Genomic DNA, 26,982 nt, shown 5'->3' with positions numbered 1-26,982 from the left:
ACATGAAAGTTTTTGGGGAGGGTACCATGCAAAAACGCTTGCCATTTGAAATTGCAAAAACGGAGTCTTTTTATGAAAAATTGGGTGAATGGATCGGAGACTTATTCTATGATATATTGCCCGAAGCAGGCTTCGAATTAAGAGATGAACAGATATATATGGCTTTTCAACTTGAAAATGCCTTTAAAGATAAAAAAGTAATGTTTGCTGAAGCAGGAGTTGGTACGGGGAAAACAATCGTTTACTTGCTTTATGCGATCATGTATGCTCGCTATACGAATCGCCCGGCTGTCATTGCCTGTGCAGATGAGACTTTAATTGAGCAGTTGGTGAAAAAAGAGGGAGATATCGCAAAGTTAGAGAAGGTCCTTGGACTCGATATCGATGTCCGCTTGGCTAAATCTCGAGATCAGTACCTATGTTTAAAAAAGCTGGATCAAACGAAGAACAATGACTTTTCCGATGAGATTGCAAGTATATATGAAAACCTGCCTGATTTCGTTCATTCTGTTGGCTCCATGCAAACTTTTGAAAAATATGGCGACAGAAGGGATTATCCAACATTATCTGATGAGAAGTGGAGTGAAGTTAGCTGGGATGCTGTCCAGGATTGTTTTTCATGTGAGAAGCGGCACCGCTGTGGGTTGACCCTACACAGAGAGTATTACCGCCACTCTGAGGATTTAATTATCTGTTCCCATGATTTTTATATGGAACATATTTGGACAAAAGAATCGAGGAAGCGTGAAGGACAGCTGCCGTTATTACCCGAACATTCTTCCGTTGTTTTTGACGAAGGGCATCTTCTTGAATATGCGGCACAGAAAGCATTAAGCTACCGTTTTACTGATTATACCTTAGAAACACTGCTTACAAGACTAATGGAAAATGAAGTCCGAGAAAAGACCTTATATAAGATAGAAGAGGCTTTATTAGATAATGAAGCATTTTTCGATGGAATTTCACAATTCTCCTCCCTTTCACAGGGGTCTGAAAAACAAATGATTACTAAGCACCCATTAGTATTGAAGACATGCAGAAAGCTTTTGTCCACTCTCCAATTCTTAGAAGAGGAATTAGTATTTGAAAGTGAGTTATATGTTATAAATGAATACGATTTGAAAATTGTAGAGGAATACCTGGAACAAATTACTTATTCTTTATCACTTTTTCTTCAGGAGTTAAATGGAATTACTTGGTTCGAAGAAAAAGGAGGAGAACGGACACTAGTGATTATGCCAAAAATGGTTGAAGAAGTAATGCGGGAAGAAGTGTTCACACAGAAAAAACCGTTTATTTTCTCTTCTGCAACGCTTGCAAATCAAAAATCGTTCGATTATATTTCAGCGAGTCTTGGTGTTGATGACTATCTTTCGTTCTCAGTGTCATCTCCTTTTGATTATGATGATAAGATGGACATTTACCTGCCTGCCTTTAAACAAGCAGACATGGACGGAAAAATTGACTATATTTTAAAGGGAATTCGCGAATCAGAGGGGCGTGCATTAATTCTTCTCAATAATAAAGAGGAGTTAGCATATCTTAAGAAAAATCTTTCTGGAGAAGTCCCATATCCTATTTATTTTGAAGGCGATGAAGAAATTAGCACACTTGTTTCTAAATTTCAGAATGAAGAACATGCGATTCTTTGTTCCATCCATCTATGGGAAGGCCTCGATATTCCAGGAAGATCGCTTGAAAATGTGATGATCTTTTCACTTCCATTTCCACCGAATGATCCTGTCTTTACCGCAAAAAAAGCGGGTGTGGAAAATCCGTTTACGGAGGTTGAACTACCGTATATGCTCCTTCGCTTACGTCAAGGTGTGGGACGCTTGATACGGAGTGAACAGGATCAAGGGGCAGTTCATATTATGGTAAATGAACATATTGACCCAGATGTATTAGAGAGGGTTAAAGAAGTTTTGCCTACTGAACCTAAAGCATGATAAAAAACGGAAGCACCGTAAAGTGTGCTTCCGTTTTTATATATTATCTTCCTAATAATTTGAGTCCTTCAGAGGTCATTTTATCCGGAGACCATGCTGGTTCCCAAACCAGATTTACATCTACTTTTTTTGTTTCTTCAATCCCCTCAACACTGTATCGCACCCCGCTTGTTATGCTGTCATGGAGCGGGCAGCCTGGCGTCGTTAAGGTCATCGTAATTGTAACATCATTCGACTCTGTAATCTCAATATTATAAATTAATCCGAGGTCGACTACATTTATATTTAATTCTGGATCGTAAACACTTTTTAATGCACTTAAAATTTTTTCTTTGATATTCATCATAAACACCTCACTATTTTTTTAAAACGTGCAGGATACTGAATGCAATAATAATAAATATAATCGACAGGATGGTCTGACCGATATTAAACAAAACAGTTATATGAAAGGTTAAGGCACAAAAGACTGACAAAATCGCTGCAATAAATATTGAAAACAAGGGGGTAACAATTTTTTCATTCATCATTTCTTTTAATGAAGGGACCTTGTTTTTTCCAATTTCTTTACTATATTTAAATGTCCACCAAAGAAATGGAACGATTTTATATAAATAACTAACGATACTTAAGACGATCCAGAGTAATAAATAGGCGTAAACAAGAGCTCCTATAAGGTTCGTGAATCGATGATTCCATAGCAGGATAAATGCTGCCAAATGAATCAAATTCCCCAATCCAATCGCAACAAGTGCGAACGTAAATGGTTTATCTAATGTCTTTTTCAATCGTTTTTTGATAATAAGGCTAATATGCAAGCTAAAAATAGTAAAACCAACTAAAAGTAAAAAGAATCCAATTTTCAATAGCAGACTGTTATTGGTAAAGAATGAAATTAATGATAGGACAAGACCAGAAATATAAAACGTAAATACATATTTTGCTTGGACCATCGGAAAACCATGGGATAAGGAAAACATCGGCACCATCTTGTAAGAGAATCCGAAAATTAACAGTGTAAACCAGCCTGTAATCCCCAGTAATAAATGGGCTTTAAAGATGGATTGATAATATTCCCCAGCAAAACCTGTTTTTAAACAATATATTAGGGTAATCCCTAAGGAACTGGTAATAAATAAACAAACAAGCGCGGAACCTACAAAAGCAGTAAGAATAGTTGGTTTTGCTTGTGTTTTAAGGGTCATAAACATTTGGAATAAGAACATTAAAATCCCAAGCAGCATGAGGATGCCGGGCAGCATCGCATTTTGCGGCGACCAATATAACATCCCTGAAAATGAAACAATTCCAACGGCTGTTATGAAGAATTGAATAAATCCGAATGTTTCATTCCATATTTTAGTTAGGAAAGCAACTGGTACCAATTGATACATCGATCCCATGGCAGCCATTAATGACCAGCCTAAAACTAATAAATGGGCTGAAGACCAGATCACAGGAATTCTAAAAGTCCCTGAAGCTATTAATTGACCATTGACTAATAGGAGAATTTGCGAAAGTACTAATGCAATTAAACTAAACAAAATAAATGAAAATGGAAGTTTAATATTTGTTTCACTTCCCATATTTTGAGGAAGCATGATTATTCACCCCGCTTACCGGAAGATTTCAATTTTAAAACTTCCGTCACTTTGTTGTTCTGTTCGTTGTTGATAACCCAATTCCTCAAGTTGCTCATAGAGAAACATGGGCCTTCTATCATTAATTATTGTTAATGTTTGATTTTCTCCGAGGGTTTCCAAGGCGGCTAAGGTCCGCATCATAGGTTGTGGCGGTTCTAAACCGCGATTATCTAAAATCATACAATTTCCCCTTCTTCCTTAAGCTTTTTTTGTGAAAGTTACTTTCCAATGCTTATGATCAATTTCTTCTTCCTCGTGGGTAAAGCCTTTCGCCTTTAATACCGTGAAGAGTGGTGAGGGTTTAAAAGGGGCATGTAGGATAAAGATATCATTTCCTTTTAGCTCCTTAATTGCCTCCATAATTTTTTGGAAGGGTTCTATTTTATTTTTTAAATCTTCTCTTACATCTAGTTCAATAATTTTCTGTTCCATTGTATTACATCTCCCTATATATAAATGAAATCTATTTATTAATAGAACAATTCCTGTTGAAGTGCATCCCGGTCGATAAGGTAATACCCCTCCTCGTCGAGTGTAATAAAGTTTTTCTTTTTCACTTGATTAATCGTCCTGCTTACCGTTTCTCTTGAGGTACCAATCATATTAGCTAATTCACGATTGGTAAACTGTGTGGTGAGTCTATAACGGCCATCAATCATTTCTCCATTAGATTTACAAAGCCTAACCAGCAGTAAAATAATTTGTTCAAAAGTATTATGAAGTACCTGTGCTTCTAATCTTCCTTGTAAATCTACTATTTTTTCTCCCAATACTTTAAAGAGTTTAATACAAAGTTCTGGATAGGTAATGAGAATTTCTTCAAACTTATCAATCGGAATGATAATGAGATTAGCATCCTCCATTACTTCAGCATGGGCTGGAAAATTGCCCTTTCTGAAAAATCCTGCATGTGGAAACATTTCACCAGGCTCAAGGACGGAAATTAGTTGTTCTTTACCTGATAGGTCTGTTTTGCAAATCTTAATCTTTCCACTATGAATAAAAAACACGCGGTCAAGTGGATCGTCCTGCATAAAAACATACATCTTATGTTTATAAAACCGAGTTTGTGCAATCTTCACGATTGGCTTCAGTTCTTCTGCTGACAATTCCTTAAAGATGGGGACAACAGATAATCTATTCACAATGTCTTCTTGTCTCATTAACATCACCTTCGTATTAGTAATTATGATTTAGTTAGATTGTAGCAATGTTTTACAAGTAATAATGTGACCTCCATCATAGTTAACTAGTTTTTATGAAAATTATTCTCAGTCTAACAGGTGTGTGGCAAATATCACAGGAAAAGGATGAAATGCTTCACTTTGTGTCAGACTTGTGAAAGTTACAATACGAAAGGTAATGAAACACGAAAGGATGAAGGGTTATGGAAATACAACGAGGAACACCACCAAAAAAAGTGGTGAAGGCGAATAAAAATGCATTGCTTAAATCAGTATTAGTGATCACAATATTGCTCAGCTTCACTGTTTTACTAGTTGGGGGATATTGGATTTTTAAAGAACAGGCACCAAGACCTGTCGAAGTAACTAATCAAAAAGGTGAAGTTCTATTTACAAAAGAATCCATCATGGGTGGACAGGCCGTTTTTCAAAAGTACGGATTAATGGATTATGGTACTGTTTTAGGTCACGGTTCATATATGGGTCCCGACTATACGGCTGAAGCTTTAAAGCTATATACTGAGGGAATGCAAGACTTTAGGGCAAATGAACAATATAGTAAAGACTATGCTTCTTTAAATGATGATGAAAAATCAGCAATTAAAAATAAAGTAATCAAAGAAATGCGGAAAAACCGTTATGACTCAAGCAGCGATACCATGAAGTTAACAAATGCACAGGCGTTTGGACTTGAAAGAGTTAGAGAGTACTATAAAGAGATATTCACTAGAGGTGACGGCTGGGGATTAAAGCCAAATCTAATTAAAGAAGGCGACATGCCTAAAACAGATCGTGCGTATGTTGCAAAAGGCGACCAAATTACTCAAATATCAGATTTCTTCTTCTGGACTGCCTGGCTTTCAAGTACGGTTCGTGAAGGTGATAAAATTACTTATACGAATAATTGGCCATATTATGAAGACGCGGGCAACCAATTATCCTTTTCAGCCGTTTGGTGGAGCGGGGCAAGCATTACATTATTTGTATTAATGGTAGGAATTATCCTATTCGTGTTCTACCGTTATAATTTTGGAATGCAGGAAGCGTATAAAGAAGGTAATTTCCCGCAGATTGATCTACGAAAAATGCCAGTGACAAGTTCACAAGTGAAAACAGGGAAATACTTCGTGATTGTTGCTGCTTTATTCTTTGTACAATGTATGTTTGGGGCTTTACTAGCTCACTATTATATCGAACCAGATAGTTTCTTCGGAATGAAGTGGATTCATGATATTCTTCCATTTAATATTTCAAAAGGTTACCACCTGCAGCTGGCTATTTTCTGGATAGCTACAGCCTGGCTTGGAATGGGAATTTATGTTGCACCGCTTGTTGGCGGGTATGAACCTAAGAAACAAGGTCTATTAGTAGATATTTTATTCTGGGCACTGGTTGTTCTTGTTGCCGGAAGTATGGTTGGAGAATGGCTTGGTGCAAATGGTTATTTAGGAAACAAGTGGTTCTTATTTGGACATACAGGTTGGGAATATATTGAACTAGGACGTGTTTGGCAGCTCATTCTCATTGTGGGGATGCTTATCTGGCTGTTTATTGTTTATCGTGGAGTCAGGGCAGGTCTTAAGCGAGAAACAGATAAAGGTGGACTCATTCACCTATTATTCTACTCAGCGATTGCTGTACCAGCTTTCTATATTTTTGCCTTATTTATCAACCCAGGTACCAGCTTTACATTTGCCGATTACTGGCGCTGGTGGATTATCCACTTATGGGTAGAAGGTATTTTTGAAGTGTTTGCAGTTGTAGTTATTGGTTTCTTATTGGTTCAACTGGGCCTCGTAACGAAGAAATCTACCGTAAGACAACTTTATTTCCAATTGATCCTTCTCTTGGGCAGCGGGGTAATCGGAATCGGGCACCATTATTACTACAATGGTTCTGCAGAAATTTGGCTGTCTCTCGGCGCTGTATTCTCTGCATTAGAAGTTATTCCGTTAACATTGTTAATCCTTGAAGCATATGAGCAATACAAAATGATGCGTGAGGGTGGAGTAAATTTCCCTTACAAAGGAACATTCTGGTTCTTAATCTCAGTTGCCATTTGGAACTTAGTCGGTGCAGGTGTGCTTGGCTTCTTGATTAACCTACCTGCCGTCAGCTATTTCGAACATGGACAATTCTTAACCCCAGCACACGGCCATGGTTCGATGATGGGGGTATACGGTATGTTCGCATGTGCAGTACTCCTTTACTCCTTAAGAAATATTGTAAAACCAGAAGCATGGAATGATAAATGGATTAAAATCAGCTGTATCTTGTTAAACATTGGACTCGCAGGAATGGTGTTCCTATCCTTACTTCCAGTCGGATTCATCCAAATTAAAGAAGCATTTAATCATGGATATGCAGCATCTCGTTCAGCATCTTTCTTACAAAAGGATATTGTTGAAACATTATTAACTTGGCGCGCGGTGCCTGACACCATATTCTTAATTGGCGTAGTGATATTGTTAGTATTCTGTATTAAGGCGATCTTTAATTTGAGAAAGCCAACACATAAAGAAGGAGAAAAGCTTCCAGTTAAAGATTTATCCATAGATGAAGAGTAACCATTAAAAATCCGCAAAGGTCAGCTTTGCGGATTTTCTTTGCTCTTTTTCTCAAAACACTCAAAACAATAGATTTCTTTCTCCTCTGTATGGATCCCGTTAAAAAAACCATCCAAACAATAGATTTCTTTACTACAGCATGTGCACTTTCCAATGAGTTCCTTCATTGTCATCCCCCCGTTTAAGCAAAATCATGTTTTTGGTGTGATGCCTCTCACTAAGTTTTCATACAGGTTTTAATATAATAGAGAAGTTAACAAATTAATAGGAGTGATAATAATGCAAACATACGCAAAAGTTATCAATGTACCAGATTTCCCACCACGTGAGAAACATCCTACCATTTTTAATGGTTTTGACGAACTAGCATCTGGTGAAACGATGATGATTGTCAATGACCACGATCCAAGACCATTGTTATATCAATTCATGATGGAAAGACCGGAGCAATTTTCTTGGGAGTACCTTGAAGAAGGTCCAGAAACTTGGAGAGTAGCTATTGCTAAAAAGTAGTTCCCTCAAAAATTAATTTCAATTAAACCTGATTTACTTAACCATTGCTAAATTTTCCAATCTATTTATTTTCCAGGATTCATCCTCTTTTCCCTATATTTCTATTTTACAACAGAATTTCTTTCTGTTGTTTTTTTATTCCGATGGTTATAGCCATTTACCTATTTTTCTGAATAATGTGTTAAAATTTAAATGGGAATCTAAAGGGGGATATGGAATGAATAAGCAGCTACTAGAAAAAGAGTTTTTGGAATACGTGAAAAAGATGTCAGCCTATAATGAAGCATTAGGATTAATATATTGGGATTTAAGAACAGGGGCTCCCAAACAAGGTGTGGAGCGACGGTCTGAAGTGATTGGAATGCTTTCCTCGGAAGTATTTAAAATGTCTACCTCTGAGGAAATGGCTGCATATATAGCAAGTTTAGGAAAACAGCCATTGTCCGAAAGAACTAGAAAAATTCTCGATGAGTGCAAAAAAGAATATGAACGAAATAAAAGAATCCCCGCTGAGGAGTATAAAGAGTTTGTCATTCTCCAATCTAAGGCTGAAAGTGTTTGGGAGGAAGCGAAAGAACATTCAGATTTTGCTTTGTTCAGTCCTTACTTAGAAAAACTGGTTGCTATGACTAAGAAATTCGTAGGTTATTGGGGGCATGAACAAAACAAATACGATGTGTTATTAGATATGTATGAGCCTGGTATGACGATGAATGTATTAGATCAAGTATTTGCGGAACTAAGGGAGAAAATTGTGCCTTTAGTCAAACAAATTTCAGAGTCGTCAAACAAACCTAAAACTGATTTTCTATTTAAAAAATTTCCTAAGGAAAACCAACGTGAATTGAGTTTAAAAATTCTTGAAAAAATGGGTTATAATTTCAAAGCAGGCCGTCTGGATGAAACGGTTCATCCTTTTGCAACAGGATTAAACCCTGGTGATGTCCGTGTGACCACAAATTATAATGAAAACGACTTTCGTACTGCCGTTTTTGGGACGATACATGAAGGTGGTCATGCTTTATATGAACAGAATATTTCTAAATACTTAATTGGTACACCGCTTTGCACGGGTACCTCTATGGGGATTCATGAGTCGCAGTCCCTTTTTTATGAGAATATCCTGGGAAGAAGCTTTTCATTTTGGAAAAATAATTACCAACTGCTGAAAGACTATGCAACTGGACAATTTGACCAAGTGGAAATTGAAGATTTTTATCGTGCTATTAATGAATCGAAACCATCATTCATTAGAATTGAAGCGGACGAACTAACATATCCGCTCCATGTGATCATTCGTTATGAAATTGAAAAAGGGTTATTTAATGATGAAATTGCTGTGAAGGACTTACCAAAGATATGGAATGATAAGTACGAAGAGTATTTAGGCATTCGTCCTGAAAATGATGCATTGGGTGTGCTGCAGGACGTCCATTGGGCGGGAGGCAGCTTTGGTTACTTCCCTTCCTATGCCTTAGGGTATATGTATGCAGCACAATTTAAGCAGAAAATGGTCGAAGATCTACCGAATTTTAATCAATTAGTCGAAGAGGGGAACCTTATTCCAATCAAAGAATGGCTGACAGCTAATATCCATCGATACGGTAAAATGAAAAAGCCGCTAGAAATCTTACAGGATGTTACCGGAGAGGGGGTAAATCCCCAATATTTAATTGATTATCTATATGAGAAGTTTGGAACGGTATATAGATTAAATTAATGAGAAAAGACTTCAATCGAAAAGATTGAAGTCTTGTTTCATTATTAATATTTTGCTTTGAGAATTGTCCAGCTCCAGGGAGCTTGCGCTTTTCTTACTTACCATTTACTCCAGGTCTGGAATCCTTTTGAGCCTGGAGGGGAGTTTTGAATAATATCGATAAATGGAATCGTGTAAGCGAAAAGAATTAAGGCTGCGGCAATTCCTAGCCATAATTTCCAGTTTTCAAATACCATTGGTGTTTTTTCCTCAAGATTCTCAGCTACCGCTACAGGGAATTCTTCTTCCCCTTTAGGAGCAAAGAAGGCAAGATTGATGAATATGATAATCATCAGAATAATTCCTAGGAATAAAATTGTTCCACCCACTGCTTGTGCAATTTGATATGGAACCCATTCAGCTGCTTGTTTGGCTCCACCGTAAGTAGAGTAAGCAGAACGTCTTGGTCCGCCTAAAAGGCCTTGGAAGTGCATGGCACCCGACATGAAGGCCATTCCAATGAACCATACCCAAGCTTGGATGATACCTAATTTATTCATAGCTTTTGTTAATTTGCGGCCGGTTAAATGTGGAACAAGCCAATAAGAAATCCCAAAGAACGTTAACACAACGGATGTTGCCGCAGTTAAATGGAAGTGACCAGTTACCCAAATGGTGTTATGCACCACTTGGTCCATTTGGTTGGAAGCGTTAATGATCCCACCAGCACCAGCAGGAATAAATGAAGCCATCCCAATAAATGGAACAGTAAACCTAGCGTCATTCCAAGGCAGAACTTTAAACCAGCCAAAAAGGCCTGTTGCTCCTTTTGAGCGACCATATCTTTCAAACGTAGCGAATAACGAGAAAGCAGTCATTAACGATGGAATAATAACCATGAATGTTAAGATAACCTGTAAGAACTTCCAAGCAGGGTCAATCCCTGGCTCTGTTAATTGGTGGTGAAAACCAACTGGAATCGAGAAGAGCAGAAACAAAATAAATGACAAGCGTGCCAATGAATCAGAGAAAATTTTTCCACCGATAATTTTCGGGATAATCGCATACCAGCACATGTACGCAGGTAAAAGCCAGAAATAAACGAGTGGGTGACCAAAATACCAAAATAAAGTCCGACTTACTAATACATCAACAGTATCCACTAATCCAAGCGACCAAGGAAGTAATTGGAACAATACCGTTGCTGCAACGCCCAATGTAGCAATAATCCACATGACAGTATTTATTACAGCCATAAAACTCAATAATGGACTTGGCTGACCTGGATTGTTTTTCCGCCATTTTGCATAGGTCATGATTTGAGCCGAACCATCAATCCAGCTTCCAATTACTACAAACGTTAAACCTAAGTAAAAAATCCAATGTGCTTTTAGTGGTGCATAAAAAGTGTAAAGTACTGAAGCTTCTTTAAGTAAAACCATGGTTGCTGCCATTAAAGTTCCTACTAACATTATCCAAAAACCGATCCAGCCAGTTCGGCGGGCAGCAATTGAATGACCTCCAGTGGTTCTGCTTACCGCAGCATATTGAAATCCCATAATAAAAAACGTCGTTAAAACCAATCCCATTAACACACCATGGACAGTAAGGATTTGGTAATAATCAATGCCCCATGGAAGCTCCCATTTTCCGGAACGGACAAGGGTTTGTAATAGCCCCATTAAACCTCCAAGTGCAAGAGCAGAGAAGGCAACAAAAAAATGCGCCATTGAAAGCTTTGCATCTCGCGGGTCCACTTTTACTTTCGTTGTTATGGAGTTAGTCATTATTTTTTCACCTCAATCATCGAACTCATTAAATGATGTCCAGCACCACAATATTCATTACAAACAATTAAATATTCTCCTGCTTTATCAAATGTTGTCGTATATTCACTGACATAACCAGGCTCCAGCATCATGTTGATATTTGTTCCCGCAACCTCAAAGCCATGGACGACGTCTTTGGTTGTAGCAATAACTTTCACCTTTGCTCCAAGTGGTACTTCCACTTTTACTGGATTATAGGAGAAAGCCGAAGCAACATAGACTAACTCATAGTCCCAATCTTTCCCTTCAACCTTATGTAATCCCGGTTTATCAAAGGGTTTCGTTTGATCGACCTTATCTACATTAATCGTCGTTAAACAGCTCGGCGGCTTGTTGCCAAGATAGAACGCGCTTACACCTACAGTTGTTAAGAAAACAACCAGAGCGCCAATTCCAAAGGTTAGCCAAATTTTTTCGAATTTATGCATATGCATAATCTTTTCCCCCTTCAATCATTAAAAACGATCAACAAATAAGTAATAGACACTTACCCAAGTAACAACAATAAAAGCTCCTAATAAGAAAACGGACGCTAATGTCCCTTTAAGAGAAGAGCTGTCTTCAATTTCTGTTTTATTGTTTGTTTTAAGTTCCGCCTTCGCCATCCCCCGCACTCCCTTCAGAGTAATAAAATAATTGATTAGTTCTCTTTCATAATACAAAACAATTGTGATGAAAAAATAACAAATATCATAGTTCACGAATTGTTCATTCCTTAGGTATCTACTATGTTAATATTATAAAATTGATATAACAGTGATTTATATCACAATCACCCCAGGGTATTTGTGAATAAAATGTGAACTATCACACTTCCTCTGTGATAAAAGTAATTGAATAATCCTTCATAAACGATAAAAAGATATCTTTTGGAATCAATGTCACACTCTCGAAGTTCGAAAATATGATAATAATAAATCTTATTTTCCTCTAGAAAAGAGTGGATTTTTGTGGAAAAATATTATTGCGAACGATGTCGTCTCTTGTATGACAATGTGGAAATTTGTAAAATTTGTGGAACTGTAGTAAAAAATAAAATTAAGATTGAAGTTCAAAAGCAGCCTGATAAAAATTAGATCAAGAAAAGCATATTTCTTGCTTTTCTTTAGGAAGTTGAAATTGGAAAACATTAGCTAATGAACGAAATTAGCATCCATTATATAATTTAAGAGCACAGCAACAACCTTCAAAACGTTTGCTCCCTTATAGAGAAACTTCGGTTTCTCCCTTAAAGGGGGCTTTTTTTTATGTGCTGACCTTTCTGCATAAATATCTTCAAGCTGGAAAAAATACCCTTACATAGCTCGAAGGAGATAAGATATGCCGACGATAATTTCAGTTGCAGAGGTAACGCCGCCATTTGAAGTAAACCAAAATCAAGCATCGGAGTTTGCCCGCGAGCTGTTTTCCGATTCTTTTAAGGACATTGAAAGACTTTTACGCGCCTTTCAAAATGGCCAAATTGAAAAAAGGCATTTTGTAAAAAATATTGATTGGTTTAAAGAAGATAAAACGTTTGAAGAAAAAAATACGGCTTATATTGAGTCAGCGGTTGAACTTGGAAGAGAAGCAATCGAGAAGTGTTTATATAATTCTGATTTCTTAACAAGGGAAATCCCTTATCAGGAGATTGACGCCATTTTTTTTATTTCAACCACCGGAATTGCTACTCCAAGCATCGAAGCGAGAATTATGAACTTACTTCCCTTCCTGCCTCATACTAAGAGGGTTCCAATATGGGGACTTGGTTGTGCAGGTGGTGCTGCAGGGTTATCAAGAGCCCGTGAATACTGCCTTGCTTTTCCGAAAGCAAAGGTACTTGTACTCTCTGTGGAACTTTGCAGCTTGACCTTTCAACGTAATGATCTATCGAAAAGTAATTTCATAGGTACATCCTTATTTGCTGATGGTGTTGCCTGTGCGTTAGTTTGCGGTGATGATTCAAATTATTGTGAATACAGAAAGAAGAAGACCTCACCCTTCATTATTGCAACTCAGTCAACACTTATGCCGGATTCCTTAGATGTGATGGGATGGGATATAAAGAGTAACGGGTTATATGTCGTTTTTTCTCGCGATATTCCTCATATAATTGAAAATTGGCTGAAGCCGAATGTAACCGAGTTTCTAGTAGAAAATCATGTAGAACTTGAAACAATTAACTATTTTATTGCCCATCCAGGTGGAAAAAAGGTAATCGATGCTTATGTAAAATCATTAGAAATTCCTCCCACAATGACAAAGGTTTCACTTGATGTGCTAAAACAGTTTGGAAATATGTCTTCAGCGACAATCCTTTTTGTGCTGAAACGATTCATGGAGAAAGAAATTCCAAAAGGTGCCTATGGTCTTGGTACTGCTCTTGGGCCAGGGTTTAGTTCAGAACTGCATTTAATGAGGTGGAGGTAAATGGAGGGATTTCTTGTATTCGAAATCATCATTGGCTTCATTATTTTTCAACGTGTGGTTGAACTTTGTATCGCAAAACGGAATGAAAAATGGATGAAGAACCAAGGTGCTATCGAATTTGGTAAAAAACATTATCGATTGATGGTTTTGATGCATGTACTGTTCTTTATTTGCCTAGTTGCTGAAAAAGTTTATGGGAATAGGGAACTCTCTTATTTTTGGCCGATCCTCTTATCAATTTTCTTATTGATGCAAATCATGAGGATTTGGGTGATTATTTCACTTGGAAGGTATTGGAACACGAAGATAATTGTTTTGCGAGATGCAAAGGTGATAAAAAAAGGTCCTTATCTTTATATCAGACATCCCAATTATTTTGTGGTTGCGATGGAAATAGCTGTGGTACCTTTATTATTCAACTGCTATATAACGGCGTGCCTCTTTACTATCCTAAATAGCATTATCCTTATAGTTCGGATTACTGAAGAAGAAAAAGCGCTTATGGAACTGACGGAATATGAAGGGATATTTCAGGATCGTAATCGTTTTCTCCCTAAAGTTGTTAAAAAAGTGTGACAATTTGATTAGGACTATTGAAAATGATTATCACCTATGTTAAAATTTGATTAACAATGAAAATCATTCTCAACAACCTTGATAAGGAAGGTGTTACATATGGCTTTTGCTTTAGTTGGCGGAACGGTTATTATTTATGCATTTGTCATGAAGCACGTGTTAAAAAATGTTACCCATTAAAAATAAATATCTACTTTTTTGAGCCAAGGCCGGTAACCTTGGCTTTTTGTCGTTTTTGGGAAAAATTTGTTTTAAGAAAAAATGTATCAGGATAGGAAAAGTTTGAATTATCGTATAAAATAAAAAATATTACAAAGTTGTTAAGGGGAATAAGTAATGGTAAAAATAGCGAACCAAGAAGAAGCCATCCAGACATTGAAATCGAAGATCGTTTCAATCTATGAATATTTAATGAATCAAGAGGATTTTGAACATGCAAAAAAAATTAAACAATTAGCCAAAAAGTTAGAGAACAGAGAGTTTCTAATAGCTTTTTGCGGTCATTTTTCTGCAGGGAAATCGACAATGATTAACCAACTAGTGGGTGAAAAATTACTGCCATCGAGTCCAATTCCTACTAGTGCAAACTTGGTGAAAGTAAAAGCAGGGGAAGAATACGCCAAAGTCTTCTTCAAAAATGAAACACCTCGTTTATATTTAGCTCCTTATGATTATGAATTAGTAAAGAATTATTGTAAAGACGGCGATCAAATTGAAGAAATCGAAATAAGTCACAGTGATACGGGTCTGCCCGAACATACTGTCATTATGGATACACCTGGCATTGATTCAGCTGACGATGCCCACCGAATTGCAACGGAGTCGGCCATCCATCTTGCTGATTTGATTCTTTATGTAATGGATTATAACCATGTCCAAGCAGAGTTGAATTTTTTATTTACAAAAGAATTGACTGAAGCAGGGAAAGAAGTTTACTTAGTCATAAACCAAATTGACAAACACAATGATGAAGAACTAAGTTTTCTGGAGTTTCAAAACAGTGTGGAAGATTCGTTTGCATCATGGGGGGTTAAACCAGCAAGAATATTTTATACTTCATTGAAGCATGAAACCCATCCCTTCAATGAATTTCACGATCTTCAAGGTTTTATTAGAGAAAAATTGTCCTCTAAAGATCAATTATTAGTTCCATCCATATTTCAATCTTTGAAGAAAATTACACAGGATCATATCCAGCAAAGGCATATATTAGATCAAGAGAATTTGGCACCTATTCTGGCGATTCTTGATGAATTATCTGATGAAGAAAGAAGTACATTGTCCAATGCTGCCGAAGAAGCGGTAGGTAACCTCAAGACATTAAAAGATGGGGTGGCCGGAACTGAAAAGGAATTTGATCATCAAATTGCCCAAATCCTTAAAAACGCCTATCTGATGCCCTTTCCAACCAGAGAATTGGCTGAAAGTTATTTGGAATCATGTCAGCCAGAATTTAAGATTGGATTTTTGTTTTCTAAGCAAAAGACAGCAGAAGAGAAAAAGGTAAGGCTGGAACGTTTTCAGCATGATATTCTTGATAAAACGAAAGCTCAGTTAGAATGGCATGTCCGCGAATTTTTACTGAGCACATTAAAAGAAACTGGACTTGATGAGGGGGAACTGCTGGGATTGGCACAATCTTATTCCATCAATGTTCCCACAAGTCTCTTAACAGAAGCAGTAAAGCCCGGTGCACGAGTATCTGGTGAATATGTATTACATTATACAGAAGATGTGGCCAATGAAATTAAAAAACTGGCACGAATCCAACTCACGACTTTTAAAGAGGAGTTTCTAAAAGCATTAAAGGAACGAACCACCAAACTAATAGGGAAGTATGAACAAGAACTAAAAAGCACGGATCGATATGTTAAGGCATTAACAGAATTAAAAAAATCGCAGCAGAAAATTACCTTGATGGAAACAAAAATCGAAGAGTTATTAACATCGGATGTTGTGCAGCAAGAAGATAGTTATCATCTTTTTGAACAGGATGAAGAAGAATTTGAGGTGGTCAGAGCTCAGCCAAACACAAGCACTGATTCAACTGTCACCAAAACTTCTAAGCCTGAACCCTTTGAAAAATCCATATTTAAGGAAACGGAAGTAAATTCATCGAAAGACCATTTAATTAAAACCGTAGAGCGTCTCAGCCTAACTTCAACATTAATCAAAGACATTCCTGGGTTTCAAAAGCTCTCAACGGAATTAGCGGAAAAAGCAGAAAGACTTGCAAACAAAGGGTTTACCGTCGCATTATTTGGTGCTTTCAGTGCAGGCAAATCATCCTTTGCCAATGCACTTATGGGTGAAAAGGTATTACCTGTTTCACCAAATCCTACCACGGCTGCAATTAATAAAATTAAACCAGTTACGGAAAATCATCCTCATGGAACAGTGCTTGTTAAATTTAAAGATGCCTCAGCCATGCTGGAGGATGTTAATCGTTCCTTAAAAGTATTTGAACACCATGTTGCAGATTTGGAAGGTGCATCCAAGCAAATAGATCAGATTATGCTTCAAACAGGTCAAGAAGGTGGAGTTTTAGAAAAGACCCATTATGCCTTCTTGCAGGCATTTATGAAAGGCCATGCATCATATGGGAATTTGTTAGGAACTGTTCTCGAAACGGATGTTACTGAATTTAGCGAGTTCGTCGCAAAAGAAGAAAAATCTTGCTATGTCGAATGGATCGAGCTCTATTATGATTGCGAGCTAACCCGAAAAGGCATCACACTTGTTGATACACCTGGAGCAGATTCAATCAATGCTCGTCATACGGGTGTAGCCTTTGATTATATTAAAAATTCAGATGCGTGTTTTTTTGTTACGTATTACAACCATGCATTTTCTAAAGCTGACCGTGAATTCTTAATCCAACTTGGACGTGTGAAGGAATCATTCCAAATGGATAAAATGTTTTTTATTATCAATGCCATCGATCTTGCTGAGAGTGAGGAAGAGAAGGAATCGGTGATTGATTATGTTGAGGATCAACTTAGCAAATATGGGATAAGAAATCCGCATCTTTATCCTGTGTCTAGTTTATTAGCCTTAAAGGAAAAAACGGATGCTAATCAACAATTGGATTCAGGTTTGAATAAATTTGAACAGGCGTTTTATCGCTTCATTACCAATGAATTAACAGAAATGGCTATCTCCTCAGCGGAAAAGGAAGTAACTCGTGTCCATGATTTAATCACTAATCTGATTCAAAGTTCGCGCGAAGATCAATCGGTAAAAGAGAAAAAACGGGAGGATATAAGAAACCAGCAAGCGCTAATTCAAGAGTTATTTACAAACCAAACAGTTGGAAATTTACAAAACCGTTTGCATCAAGAAGCAGATGAGCTGGTTTATTACATTAAGAAACGGGTATTTTTACGCTTCGGGGATTTCTTTAGGGAGTCATTTAATCCAAGCTCTCTCAGGGACGATGGACGTAATTTAAAAAAAGTTTTACAAGGTGCGTTGGATGAATTTCTCGAAAGTCTAGGGTTTGATTTTGCTCAAGAAATGAGAGCAACTACTGTACGTATTGAGCGCTTTACTGAAAAGCAGATGTCTGATTTCCAATCAAGTCTTATCAGGAACTTACAGGAAATTAATTCAGACCTTTCTTTTTCACCATTTGAAATGGAGCATAAAGAAACAATTGAATTTCCAAATGCCTTTAAAAATGTAAATAAACAAGTATTTACGAAAGCAATGTCTTATTTTAAAAATCCAAAATCCTTCTTTGAAAAAAATGAAAAGAAACAAATGAGTGATGAGCTTTATCAAGTGTTAGATATACCAGCAGAGGAATATTTAGCAGAAGAAGCGAAACGATTAAATAGTCACTATAGCAATGAAATCACAAAGGAATTCGATCGTCTATTAGAAGAAATGAACGCGCAAGTAAATGATTTTTATTTAAGTCATCTTTCTGCCTTAGACGGTGGAATCCCCATTGAATTTTTAAAGGATATCCAATCAAAGCTGGCATAATAGTTCTAAGTTTATATATCAAAATCGAGGAGGACGCTCTAGTGAAATATATTAAAGATCAGGAATGGGTCTTGAAAAGCTTAAATGAGAATCATGTCAGGATCATCGATTGCCGATTTTCATTAGCCGAACCAGAAAAAGGCAAGCAAGAATACTTACAAGACCATATTCCAGGAGCAGTGTTCTTTGATTTAGAAAAAGATCTGTCCAGTCCAAAACAAACCTATGGCGGCAGGCATCCAATGCCAGTGCTAGAAGAATTTATCTCCAAACTTGAGAATGCAGGGATTGATGAAAACAAACTTGTAGTGGCCTATGATAATGGTGAAGGCGCGTATGCTGCCCGTTTTAGCTGGATGCTTCAATACCTCGGTCATGAAAATGTCTATGTGCTTGATGGTGGATATAAAGCTTGGGTAGAAGCATCTTATCCTGTAACCAAGGAAATTCCTGTCTTTGGAAAAACTGAATTCCATTTCCGGGTTCAACCTGAATTGCTGGCAACAACGGAAGAGGTAAGAGAAGTAGTTGAAAAACAGTTAACCAATAAAATGCTAATCGATTCGCGGGAAGAAAAACGCTTTTTAGGTATAGAAGAACCAATTGATAAAAAAGCTGGGCATATTCCTGGTGCAATCAATTTGCCATGGATGGAAGGATTAAGTGACAGTCATTATAAGCCTGTTGAGAAACAGAAACAAAGGTTCGAAAATCTCGACCCTTCTAAGGAAATAATTGTATATTGTGGATCAGGGGTAACAGCTGCCCCTAATTACTTGGCCTTAAGAGAAGCTGGTTTTGAGAGAGTAAAGCTCTATGTAGGAAGTTTTAGTGATTGGATCTCATATGAGGATAATAAGATAGAATAATATTTTGGGGCAACTTATGTTATAATGGAAATCGTGTTGTTTTTAAACACCCAAATAAGGAGGTCCAAAATGACGAATCAAAAACCTTCACTGATGCTTGTTGATGGAATGGCCTTGCTTTTCCGTGCTTTTTACGCTACCGCAGTTACTGGACAATTTATGATAAATTCAAAAGGAACACCCACGAATGGAATTCATGGCTTTGTGAAGCATTTATTCACGGCTGTAAATTCTTTCAAGCCCACACATCTTGCCGTTTGTTGGGATATGGGAAGTAAGACCTTCCGTACTGAATTGTTTTCTGATTATAAAGGGAATCGTGGAGAAGCTCCGATTGAGCTTATTCCGCAGTTTGATTTAGTAAAAGAGGTGGTGGCCTCTTTTGATATCCCAAATATCGGACTAGCTGGATACGAAGCCGATGATTGCATTGGAACCATTGCCAATCAATCGAAAGATTATGCTCATGTCTCGATTTTAACGGGTGATCAGGATATGCTTCAGCTGCTTGATGACAGTATTTCCGTAATTTTGTTGAAAAAGGGCTATGGGAATTATCTTGTTCATACGCCAGAAACCTTTTTGGAAGAGAAGGGGATTACTCCTCGGCAAATGATCGATTTAAAAGCTCTAATGGGTGATACTAGTGATAATTATCCTGGTGTAAGAGGGATAGGAGAAAAGACAGCTCTAAAGCTCTTAAAGGAGTTCGAACATGTTGAAGGTATTATCTCCAATTTAGATCGCTTGTCCAAATCAAATAAGACTAAAATTGAACAGGATTTAGAAATGCTCCATTTATCGAGACTACTTGCTGAAATAAAATGTGATGTTCCCGTAAGTTGTGCCTTAGATGAGGCGGGCTTAAGAATTGAAAAAGAAAAAGCATTGAATAAGTTAATGGAATTAGAACTTCGAGGATTGCAGCGCCTACTGCCAATAGACGAAGTTTTTGTTTCCTGAAAAAATGAGGTTGTCTATTTGAGACGACCTCATTTTTTTTAGATTAGTGGATAAGGTATGCCGGAATTTCCGCTTTTTATTTTGTATTTTTCTTTTTAGCGGCATTTTCTAATTTGCTTTTCGGTTCTTCGGCAAACTCGGCATCTTGACCATATCCTTGAGGATTAACCCCTGGTGCTTTCACGCCGCGATTTGCTTGACCATTTTTACCCATAATCGTTCACCTCCCACTTTTTTAGTATTTCCTGTTGGAATAATAAAACTCAGGAATTCGAACAATAGTAGCAGGGGTGATTTAATGAACAAAGGTGTTTATTTAGCGCTTTTTAGCATCGGACTAGCACAAGGAATGAAAATTCCGCTTCACTATATAAAAGAGAAAGAATGGCGCCCTGAACTATTCTTTGGAACTGGCGGGATGCCTAGTTCCCATTCAGCCGGGGTTTCTACTTTAACAACCTATATTGCCATGCAGCGTGGCCTGCCAACCTTTGATTTTGCCCTATCCCTTATCTATGGATTAATTGTCATGTATGATGCACAAGGGGTTAGAAGGCAAACAGGTGAATTGACCTTAAAGGTTAATTCCATGAATGAATTAATTGAAAAAATTAATAAAGAGGATAGCGTTGAATTTAAACAGGAATCTCCAAAAAAGTTAAAAGAGATGTTAGGTCATGAACCGGAAGAGGTTGTTGGCGGAGCTATCCTAGGTGTTTTGGTGGGAGTCATTGGTCACTTATGTACAAAAAAGAATAGAAAATTATCAAAATTTAAGTTAAGATTTTAAAGGGATGTTTAGAGTTTGTTGGGAGAGGGATGGCAAAGTCAGTGGGAACAGTCGAAGATTATTTGCATCACCTGAAAGGAAAGGGTTTTCAATTCCAAGAGGATGCAATTGGGTTTATCTTCTTTGGGAAGCACTATACAAACGCTTCAGATGAAATGATCAATACGGCCATTGAGATGACTCTTAAAGCACAAAGAAGTTTTGATGGAAGTTTTTATGTATCATTATTGGAAACCTTAATTTCAAACAAAATCAGCACTAGAAAAGAAGCGATTCAATTTGTTAAAGAAAAGGAACTATTAGCGATATAAACATGAGAAAACTCCCTTTTTAAAAGGGAGTTTTTTCATGAAACTTTATCTTCAATACTCTTACTTCTTTTAAGAAAAGCAATTTTTTGGGTGGGGAGTTCAGCAAATATCATGCCTGCAAAAATTAGGAAACAGCCTATTAAAGCACTATAGGATAATCGTTCTTGTGCCCAATAAAACCCCGTAATCGCAGCAAACACTGGCTCCATTGCAAAAATCAAGGCTACCCTTGTTGCTGAGGTATACTTTTGGAAATTGGTCTGAATTAAAAAGGCAAGCGCCGTCGCGAACAAGCTCGTGATGATTAGGGCAATAAGCACCTCTTGTCTAAATAGTATTTCGGGATTAAAAGACTTCCTCCAATCTTCAAAAAGGAAGGAGGATACGATTGAAAAAAAAGCTACAGTTGTAATTTGGATAATCGTTAACAGCAGTGTTGGATATTTATTGCTAAATTTACCAGTATAAATAATTTGAAGCGCGAAACTGATCGCACAAATGAAGACGAAGCCATCTCCCTTATTCAATGCAATTACATCAGTCATTGTCAGCAGAAATAAGCCAATCGTTGCTGTCAGCACACCGAAAACAGCATTTCTGGTGGGATACTGCTTTAATAACATCATCGAAAATAATGGGACGAGGACAACGCTTAGCCCTGTTATAAATCCTGCTTTAGAAGAAGTAGTATATAATAGCCCAATGGTTTGGGTAGCATACCCAAGAAATAACCAAAATCCGATGAAAACACCGGATAAAAGTAACTTTCTATCCAATTTTTTTAACTGCCCTTTGTCAAATAGGAAAAGGCAGAGAATTAATATTATGGCTGCAGCAAGAAAGCGAATGCCATTAAAGGAAAATGGTTCAAGGAAATCAATAGCATTTTGAACTAATACAAACGTTGTACCCCAAATAATGGTGACAAGGAGCAAACTTAAATCAGCAAATAAAGGTTTTTTCATGAGTTTCATTGCTCCCCGGGAAGATTTTTTCGAATCGCCTGCCGTGCTAATTCATCTGCAACTTTATTTTCAGCACTCGGAATCCATTTCATAAAAAATAAAGGAATTTGTTTGGTTAAATGTAATGCGTGTTCAAGTAATGGTGTGTAAAGCTTATTTTTAACAAACTCTTTTTCAACGGCCTGATTTACTAATTGAGAATCCGTTCGAAAAGACAAAACGGAATCCTGAACCCCTTTTTCTAAACATATTTCTAATGCTTTAATAAATGCATGATATTCTGCTTCATGATTTGACATGTTTCCAAGGGGAATGGAATATTTTTCAGTAATGCCATTTCCTTTAATAAAAATCCCGGCTCCGCTTGGTCCAGGATTTCCAGCACTTGCCCCGTCAATATATACTTCAATCAATTCTGTTTCCTCCATATGTGTACTAATGAAAGTTTATCATATTTCTTTTAAGGCAGAAAATATTTATTCTTATAACAACTATGAAGAAGTGGGTATGATAAGAATATATCAGAATAGGTTAGGATGAAGTGGTAAAATTGCCGAATAGGAATCGATTATTTTAAATGCCATTGAATTCTTTAAAGAAAGGTTGAAGACATTGAAATATCGGTTAGAGTGGATGTATAAAACAAAAACTAATGAAAAGGTACAGTTTTCCTCTGAATTGGTATCAGGTGAAACAGCGATACAAATCGGCGAAGAGCTTGAAAGTACTGGCAAAATATCGGATTTGTTTTTTTATGATGAGAAAGGTACCTCTTGGATCTTAAAGGAAATGAAAAAGTTGATGACTGAAATTGAAGAAGATCCACATGAAATAACCGTTTACTTTGACGGGGGTTTTCAAAAGGAAACAAATCAAGCAGGTCTTGGTGCAGTTATATTTTTTAAACAGGGAAGGAAGAAATATCGTATTCGAGCGAATGAGCGAATAGATGAATTAGAGACAAACAATGAAGCAGAATATGCTGCTTTTTATTATGCCTTGAATATTTTAGAAGATTTAGGGGTACATCATCTATCTTGTGAATTTAAAGGGGACTCCCAGGTTGTGTTAAAACAATTAGAAGGGGAGTGGCCATGCTATGAAGATACACTTAACAGCTGGCTTGACCGAATTGAGGGGAAAATTAAAGAGTTAGGTTTAATCCCAAAATATACGACGATTAATAGAAAAGATAATAAAGAGGCAGATAAACTGGCAACACAAGCATTAGCAGGAAAAGAAATATTTGCAAAAACATTAATTCTTTAGGAAATGGGTGGGAAACTGTTGTGAAGGAAATCAACAGAAGAGAATTATTGAGTCATGTCGAATCTTTAATGGCTCATTACTGTGAAGGCTGCTTTTTACATCAACATATAAAAAAAGAAGGCGGGCGAAGATCAGCACACCGGTTTTGCATTTCCCAGTGTACAGTAGGGGAACAACTCCAGGAGTTTGGGAAAAAATTAAGTTAATTCAATCACATAGTTCCTGCAAAAATATAAAGGCTGACGATATTCGTCAGCCCAAATTGGTTAATTTAGATTATAGTTTTACAACGTTAGCTGCTTGTGGTCCACGGTTTCCTTCAACGATTTCAAAAGAAACTTCTTGGCCTTCTTCTAAAGATTTGAAGCCTTCGCCAGTGATAGCGCTGAAGTGTACGAATACATCGTCGCCGCCTTCTACTTCAATAAAACCAAAACCTTTTTCATTGTTAAACCATTTAACTTTACCGTTTTGCATTTAATTCTTCCTCCTAAGCCTTTTCAAGCCACCCTTATGGTGCCAAAGATAAATATTATCATGTAGACAATCTGCACTAGTAAAATAATGCATATAGTAGATACATGATGCTTTAAATATACAATATTGAAAATTTACAGTCAAGGAAGGACTTAGGTTTTTTAGTGTATTTTTCATAGATTCTATGAAATTATTTAGATAATCGTTAGCAGGCACTAACATAAAACTACTTTTGCATCATATGTTTAAATAACCAATATACATGCAGGAGGCAGATACCATGTACCGATTTTCTATTGAAAGTGCGGAATGGATATTAAGATTTTCACCGCAAGTTTATATTGATTCAGTCGAAAAACAGGCGATATTAATGGCTCTGCTTCATATCGGTGCTGATTTAAGTAAATATTCTCATGGAAGTGCCTTTATCATTTTTACGAAAAAAGTTGGTGCGATAGTTTTCGAAGTTGAGAGAATTCCATCTTTAATATTAACAGTTTCAAATATTATCCCTGATGACAATTGGTATGATCATCCAAAGATTACCACGTTAAAACAAATAATGTAATGTTCCTCCAGGGTGGCCATAAAAATGGCCATCCTTTTATTTATTCTCCAGCCGGCGCATTTGTCATCATTTTGTCAAGGAAAATAACGGATGCCTAGTATTTTATCTCTTTACTAACGATGGATTTAATGGGTAAAATGGACTTCGGGATGCTTGTAAAAAAGGGAGCAATCACATGAAATTAATTATTGCCGAAAAGCCGGATCAAGGTTCGACCTTAGCATCAATCTTTAAACATAAAAAACAAAATGGTTTTATTGAAATTTTTTCAAATGATGTTTTTCCAGAGGGAGCCTATGTCACTTGGGCCATTGGACATATATGCCAATTAGTTTCGCCTGAAAAATATCAACAAGGTTGGAAAAAATGGTCTTTAGATCATTTGCCAATGATCCCCGAACAGTTTGAATACGAGGTAACAAAGGATAAGGCAAAACAATTTGCCATCATTAAGAAATTGGTCTCAGACCGAAGGGTTACTGAAATTATTCATGCAGGTGATGCGGGGCGCGAGGGTGAGCTAATTATCCGCAATATCCTCAGGCTGACTAAATGTCACAAACCCATGAAAAGGCTGTGGATTTCTTCGTTAACCGCCAACAGTATTCGAGAAGGTTTTCAGAAACTCTTGGATGAACAACAGACAAGGAGTTTATATTTTGAAGCCTATACCAGGGCTTGTGCTGACTGGGTGGTAGGTATGAATGCTTCACGGCTCTATAGCCTCTTATTGCAAAAACAAGGATTTTCCGATGTGTTTTCAGTTGGGCGTGTGCAAACCCCAACCTTAGCGTTAATTGTTAAAAGAGAACTAGAAATAGAGAACTTTAAGTCTGAACCTTTTTGGGAGGTTCTAGCACATTTTAATATGGACGGAAAAAAGTACACAGGAAAATGGCAGAATGATGGCGAAACCCGAGTAAACAAAAAAGAGTTAGCAGAAAAAGTTGCGGCTTTTTGCAAGAATAAACCCGCTGAGGTTAATGAGGTTCAATCAGAAAGAAAAGAATTTCTCCCTCCACTCTTATACAATCTTTCGGCTCTCCAAGCTGAAGCGAATAAACGGTATAAGTTTTCTCCAAAGAAAACTCTCGATGTTATGCAAAAGCTCTATCAAAAAGGAAATGTTTCATACCCTCGTTCCGATTCACGGTATGTAACGAAAGAGGAAGCTAATACTTTCCCAGAAATTTTAAACAAATTAAGTCATTTGAAAGATTATGAAAGCTTCTTTCCTTTGCCAATAGAATCGATTTCAGAAAACAAACGCTATGTAAATGAAAAAAAGGTCACGGACCACTATGCAATTATTCCAACGGAACAAATCCCAAATGCGGAACGGCTTACTCCAGATGAAAAGAAAATTTATGATTTAGTCGTAACAAGTTTAATAGCTGCACATTACAATAAGGCGATTGCGGAATATACTACTGTAACAACATTGGTAGATAGCAGGGCGGCATTTATCTCAAAAGGAAAGGTACAAATTGAAGAAGGCTGGCGAAAGGTACTGAAACCAAAAGATAATGATGATGAGCCTGCACTGCCAAAGTTAACAGAAGGTGAGCAAGGTAAAACAGATAAAGTGGAAGTGAAAGAAAGTAAAACTCAGCCTCCAAAACGTTATACCGAAGGTCAATTGATTACGTTAATGAAAACAGCAGGTAAGCATATTGATGATAAGGAACTTGAAAAAATTCTCACTAAAACTGAGGGTCTTGGCACGGAAGCGACGAGAGCAGGCATCATTACGATGCTAAAGGATCGCTTATATATTGAGGTCAACAAAAATTTAGTCTATGCCACAGCAAAGGCCAAAATCTTGATTGAAGCCATCGGCAAGGAGATTTTAGCTTCACCAGAGATGACCGCCAAGTGGGAACAGAAATTGAAGGAAATTTCCGAAGGATCTGCTGCGCCAAAACATTTCATGGAGCAAACGAAAAAGATGGTTTTTCATTTAATTTCGTCTAGTATAGACCAAGCGGCAAATTGGTCGTTTTCAGATGAAATGCGTGAAAATTTTGCACCAGGGAAGCAAAAGGGAAGAAAACAGTCATATACCAAACTAGGGCCTTGTAAAAAATGTGAGGGGTCTATGGTGGACAAGGGCAGTTTTTACGGCTGTTCCAATTACCAAAAAAATCATTGTGATTTTACTATATCTAAGAAGATTTTAGGTAAAAACATTACGCAAAAGAATATTAAGCTTCTTTTATCAGAAGGGAAAACAGAGCCGATTGAAGGGTTTGTTAATAAAGATAAAACTTTTAATGCCCGGCTTTATATAGACGAATCTGAAAAAAAGGTCAAATTTTTATTTGAACAAACGCCTCAAAATAAGGAAGTAATTATAGATAATTGATAAAGAGCCTTGTCACTATTTTTTTCTTATAGTACACTTTTAGTTG

Annotated in this window: 27 protein-coding genes; 15 read left to right on the top strand and 12 right to left on the bottom strand. The window is 37.0% G+C overall.

Annotated elements, in window-relative coordinates; all coding sequences use genetic code 11:
• Positions 1-26 precede the first annotated feature (26 nt).
• The gene (locus tag AC4QJR_RS19370; protein ID WP_098571182.1) at positions 27-1,949 is read left to right on the top strand and encodes an ATP-dependent DNA helicase; all 1,923 of its coding nucleotides are present in this window, start codon (positions 27-29) and stop codon (positions 1,947-1,949) included.
• 43 nt (positions 1,950-1,992) lie between these two features.
• On the opposite strand, the gene AC4QJR_RS19365 is transcribed toward AC4QJR_RS19370, so the two are convergent.
• Genes AC4QJR_RS19365 through AC4QJR_RS19345 form a run of 5 tightly spaced genes read right to left on the bottom strand, consistent with a single transcriptional unit; the run spans position 1,993 to position 4,755 of the window.
• On the bottom strand, positions 1,993-2,292 hold the full coding sequence (locus tag AC4QJR_RS19365; protein WP_098571183.1) for a metal-sulfur cluster assembly factor: 300 nt from the start codon (positions 2,290-2,292) through the stop codon (positions 1,993-1,995).
• Between the two features lie 13 nt (positions 2,293-2,305).
• Positions 2,306-3,550, bottom strand: a complete 1,245-nt coding sequence (locus AC4QJR_RS19360; RefSeq protein WP_496523911.1) for a hypothetical protein — start codon at positions 3,548-3,550, stop codon at positions 2,306-2,308.
• Positions 3,551-3,565: 15 nt separating this feature from the next.
• Positions 3,566-3,772 carry a DUF2249 domain-containing protein gene (locus AC4QJR_RS19355; protein WP_496523910.1) on the bottom strand — a complete coding sequence of 69 codons (207 nt, stop codon included), beginning with the start codon at positions 3,770-3,772 and terminating at the stop codon, positions 3,566-3,568.
• Between the two features lie 18 nt (positions 3,773-3,790).
• Positions 3,791-4,024, bottom strand: a complete 234-nt coding sequence (locus AC4QJR_RS19350; RefSeq protein WP_098571186.1) for a DUF2249 domain-containing protein — start codon at positions 4,022-4,024, stop codon at positions 3,791-3,793.
• A 38-nt stretch (positions 4,025-4,062) separates the two neighbouring features.
• On the bottom strand, positions 4,063-4,755 hold the full coding sequence (locus tag AC4QJR_RS19345) for a Crp/Fnr family transcriptional regulator (protein ID WP_496523909.1): 693 nt from the start codon (positions 4,753-4,755) through the stop codon (positions 4,063-4,065).
• Between the two features lie 224 nt (positions 4,756-4,979).
• On the opposite strand from AC4QJR_RS19345, the gene AC4QJR_RS19340 reads away from it, so the two are divergent.
• From AC4QJR_RS19340 to AC4QJR_RS19330, 3 genes are all read left to right on the top strand, one after another.
• Complete coding sequence (locus AC4QJR_RS19340; protein ID WP_496523908.1) at positions 4,980-7,343, top strand: nitric-oxide reductase large subunit; 2,364 nt, start codon at positions 4,980-4,982, stop codon at positions 7,341-7,343.
• 279 nt (positions 7,344-7,622) lie between these two features.
• Positions 7,623-7,856 (top strand): DUF2249 domain-containing protein, encoded by a 234-nt coding sequence (locus tag AC4QJR_RS19335; RefSeq protein ID WP_098571189.1) that lies wholly within the window; start codon positions 7,623-7,625, stop codon positions 7,854-7,856.
• A gap of 217 nt (positions 7,857-8,073) precedes the next feature.
• Positions 8,074-9,576, top strand: a complete 1,503-nt coding sequence (locus tag AC4QJR_RS19330) for a carboxypeptidase M32 (RefSeq protein ID WP_496523907.1) — start codon at positions 8,074-8,076, stop codon at positions 9,574-9,576.
• A gap of 98 nt (positions 9,577-9,674) precedes the next feature.
• Here AC4QJR_RS19330 and AC4QJR_RS19325 read toward each other — a convergent pair whose 3' ends face one another.
• From AC4QJR_RS19325 to AC4QJR_RS19315, 3 genes are read right to left on the bottom strand one after another with little or no spacing between them, the layout of a single operon-like run.
• The gene (locus AC4QJR_RS19325; protein ID WP_496523906.1) at positions 9,675-11,342 is read right to left on the bottom strand and encodes a b(o/a)3-type cytochrome-c oxidase subunit 1; all 1,668 of its coding nucleotides are present in this window, start codon (positions 11,340-11,342) and stop codon (positions 9,675-9,677) included.
• Complete coding sequence (locus AC4QJR_RS19320) at positions 11,342-11,818, bottom strand: cytochrome c oxidase subunit II (protein ID WP_026563869.1); 477 nt, start codon at positions 11,816-11,818, stop codon at positions 11,342-11,344. Before AC4QJR_RS19320 ends, AC4QJR_RS19325 begins: the two co-directional genes overlap by 1 nt.
• A 21-nt stretch (positions 11,819-11,839) precedes the next feature.
• A complete protein-coding gene (locus tag AC4QJR_RS19315) occupies positions 11,840-11,989 on the bottom strand; it encodes a cytochrome c oxidase subunit 2A (protein WP_251456888.1) in 150 nt (49 codons plus the stop codon).
• A 715-nt stretch (positions 11,990-12,704) separates the two neighbouring features.
• On the opposite strand from AC4QJR_RS19315, the gene AC4QJR_RS19310 reads away from it, so the two are divergent.
• The 5 genes from AC4QJR_RS19310 to AC4QJR_RS19290 all read left to right on the top strand — a co-directional run bounded on the left by AC4QJR_RS19310 (position 12,705) and on the right by AC4QJR_RS19290 (position 20,191).
• The gene (locus AC4QJR_RS19310; RefSeq protein WP_496523905.1) at positions 12,705-13,793 is read left to right on the top strand and encodes a type III polyketide synthase; all 1,089 of its coding nucleotides are present in this window, start codon (positions 12,705-12,707) and stop codon (positions 13,791-13,793) included.
• Positions 13,794-14,369, top strand: a complete 576-nt coding sequence (locus tag AC4QJR_RS19305) for an isoprenylcysteine carboxyl methyltransferase family protein (RefSeq protein WP_496523904.1) — start codon at positions 13,794-13,796, stop codon at positions 14,367-14,369.
• Between the two features lie 336 nt (positions 14,370-14,705).
• A complete protein-coding gene (locus AC4QJR_RS19300) occupies positions 14,706-18,359 on the top strand; it encodes a dynamin family protein (RefSeq protein ID WP_496523903.1) in 3,654 nt (1,217 codons plus the stop codon).
• 41 nt (positions 18,360-18,400) lie between these two features.
• On the top strand, positions 18,401-19,228 hold the full coding sequence (locus tag AC4QJR_RS19295; protein WP_496523902.1) for a sulfurtransferase: 828 nt from the start codon (positions 18,401-18,403) through the stop codon (positions 19,226-19,228).
• Between the two features lie 69 nt (positions 19,229-19,297).
• Complete coding sequence (locus tag AC4QJR_RS19290) at positions 19,298-20,191, top strand: 5'-3' exonuclease (protein ID WP_496523901.1); 894 nt, start codon at positions 19,298-19,300, stop codon at positions 20,189-20,191.
• Between the two features lie 76 nt (positions 20,192-20,267).
• On the opposite strand, the gene sspL is transcribed toward AC4QJR_RS19290, so the two are convergent.
• Positions 20,268-20,405, bottom strand: a complete 138-nt coding sequence (sspL, locus tag AC4QJR_RS19285; protein ID WP_026563862.1) for a small, acid-soluble spore protein L — start codon at positions 20,403-20,405, stop codon at positions 20,268-20,270.
• A gap of 84 nt (positions 20,406-20,489) precedes the next feature.
• On the opposite strand from sspL, the gene AC4QJR_RS19280 reads away from it, so the two are divergent.
• Together AC4QJR_RS19280 and AC4QJR_RS19275 are read left to right on the top strand one after the other, a co-directional pair.
• The gene (locus AC4QJR_RS19280) at positions 20,490-20,981 is read left to right on the top strand and encodes a divergent PAP2 family protein (RefSeq protein WP_496523900.1); all 492 of its coding nucleotides are present in this window, start codon (positions 20,490-20,492) and stop codon (positions 20,979-20,981) included.
• 29 nt (positions 20,982-21,010) lie between these two features.
• Positions 21,011-21,292 carry a DUF6123 family protein gene (locus tag AC4QJR_RS19275; protein WP_257148371.1) on the top strand — a complete coding sequence of 94 codons (282 nt, stop codon included), beginning with the start codon at positions 21,011-21,013 and terminating at the stop codon, positions 21,290-21,292.
• Between the two features lie 35 nt (positions 21,293-21,327).
• Here the strand turns inward: AC4QJR_RS19275 and AC4QJR_RS19270 are convergent, their stop codons facing one another.
• Positions 21,328-22,257, bottom strand: coding sequence for a DMT family transporter (locus tag AC4QJR_RS19270; protein ID WP_496523899.1), 930 nt, complete (start codon positions 22,255-22,257; stop codon positions 21,328-21,330).
• Between the two features lie 5 nt (positions 22,258-22,262).
• Positions 22,263-22,670, bottom strand: a complete 408-nt coding sequence (locus AC4QJR_RS19265) for a reverse transcriptase-like protein (RefSeq protein ID WP_496523898.1) — start codon at positions 22,668-22,670, stop codon at positions 22,263-22,265.
• A gap of 199 nt (positions 22,671-22,869) precedes the next feature.
• Here AC4QJR_RS19265 and AC4QJR_RS19260 point away from each other — a divergent pair, with 199 nt between their 5' ends.
• Both AC4QJR_RS19260 and AC4QJR_RS19255 read left to right on the top strand, forming a co-directional pair.
• Positions 22,870-23,526 carry a reverse transcriptase-like protein gene (locus AC4QJR_RS19260; protein WP_098571202.1) on the top strand — a complete coding sequence of 219 codons (657 nt, stop codon included), beginning with the start codon at positions 22,870-22,872 and terminating at the stop codon, positions 23,524-23,526.
• 20 nt (positions 23,527-23,546) lie between these two features.
• Positions 23,547-23,732 (top strand): zinc-finger domain-containing protein, encoded by a 186-nt coding sequence (locus tag AC4QJR_RS19255; RefSeq protein WP_496523897.1) that lies wholly within the window; start codon positions 23,547-23,549, stop codon positions 23,730-23,732.
• Positions 23,733-23,802: 70 nt separating this feature from the next.
• Here AC4QJR_RS19255 and cspD read toward each other — a convergent pair whose 3' ends face one another.
• A complete protein-coding gene (gene cspD, locus AC4QJR_RS19250) occupies positions 23,803-24,003 on the bottom strand; it encodes a cold-shock protein CspD (protein WP_026563856.1) in 201 nt (66 codons plus the stop codon).
• Positions 24,004-24,283: 280 nt separating this feature from the next.
• Between cspD and AC4QJR_RS19245 the strand changes: the two genes are divergently transcribed.
• Positions 24,284-24,571: a hypothetical protein gene (locus AC4QJR_RS19245; protein ID WP_496523896.1), complete on the top strand. Its 288-nt coding sequence runs from the start codon at positions 24,284-24,286 to the stop codon at positions 24,569-24,571.
• A 175-nt stretch (positions 24,572-24,746) separates the two neighbouring features.
• Complete coding sequence (locus tag AC4QJR_RS19240; protein ID WP_496523895.1) at positions 24,747-26,936, top strand: DNA topoisomerase III; 2,190 nt, start codon at positions 24,747-24,749, stop codon at positions 26,934-26,936.
• Positions 26,937-26,982 lie beyond the last annotated feature (46 nt).

The organism is Neobacillus sp. BP17 (assembly GCF_059579525.1).
The sequence above is the reverse complement of the archived record's forward strand: the minus strand, read 5'-3'. Positions and strand labels throughout refer to the sequence as shown.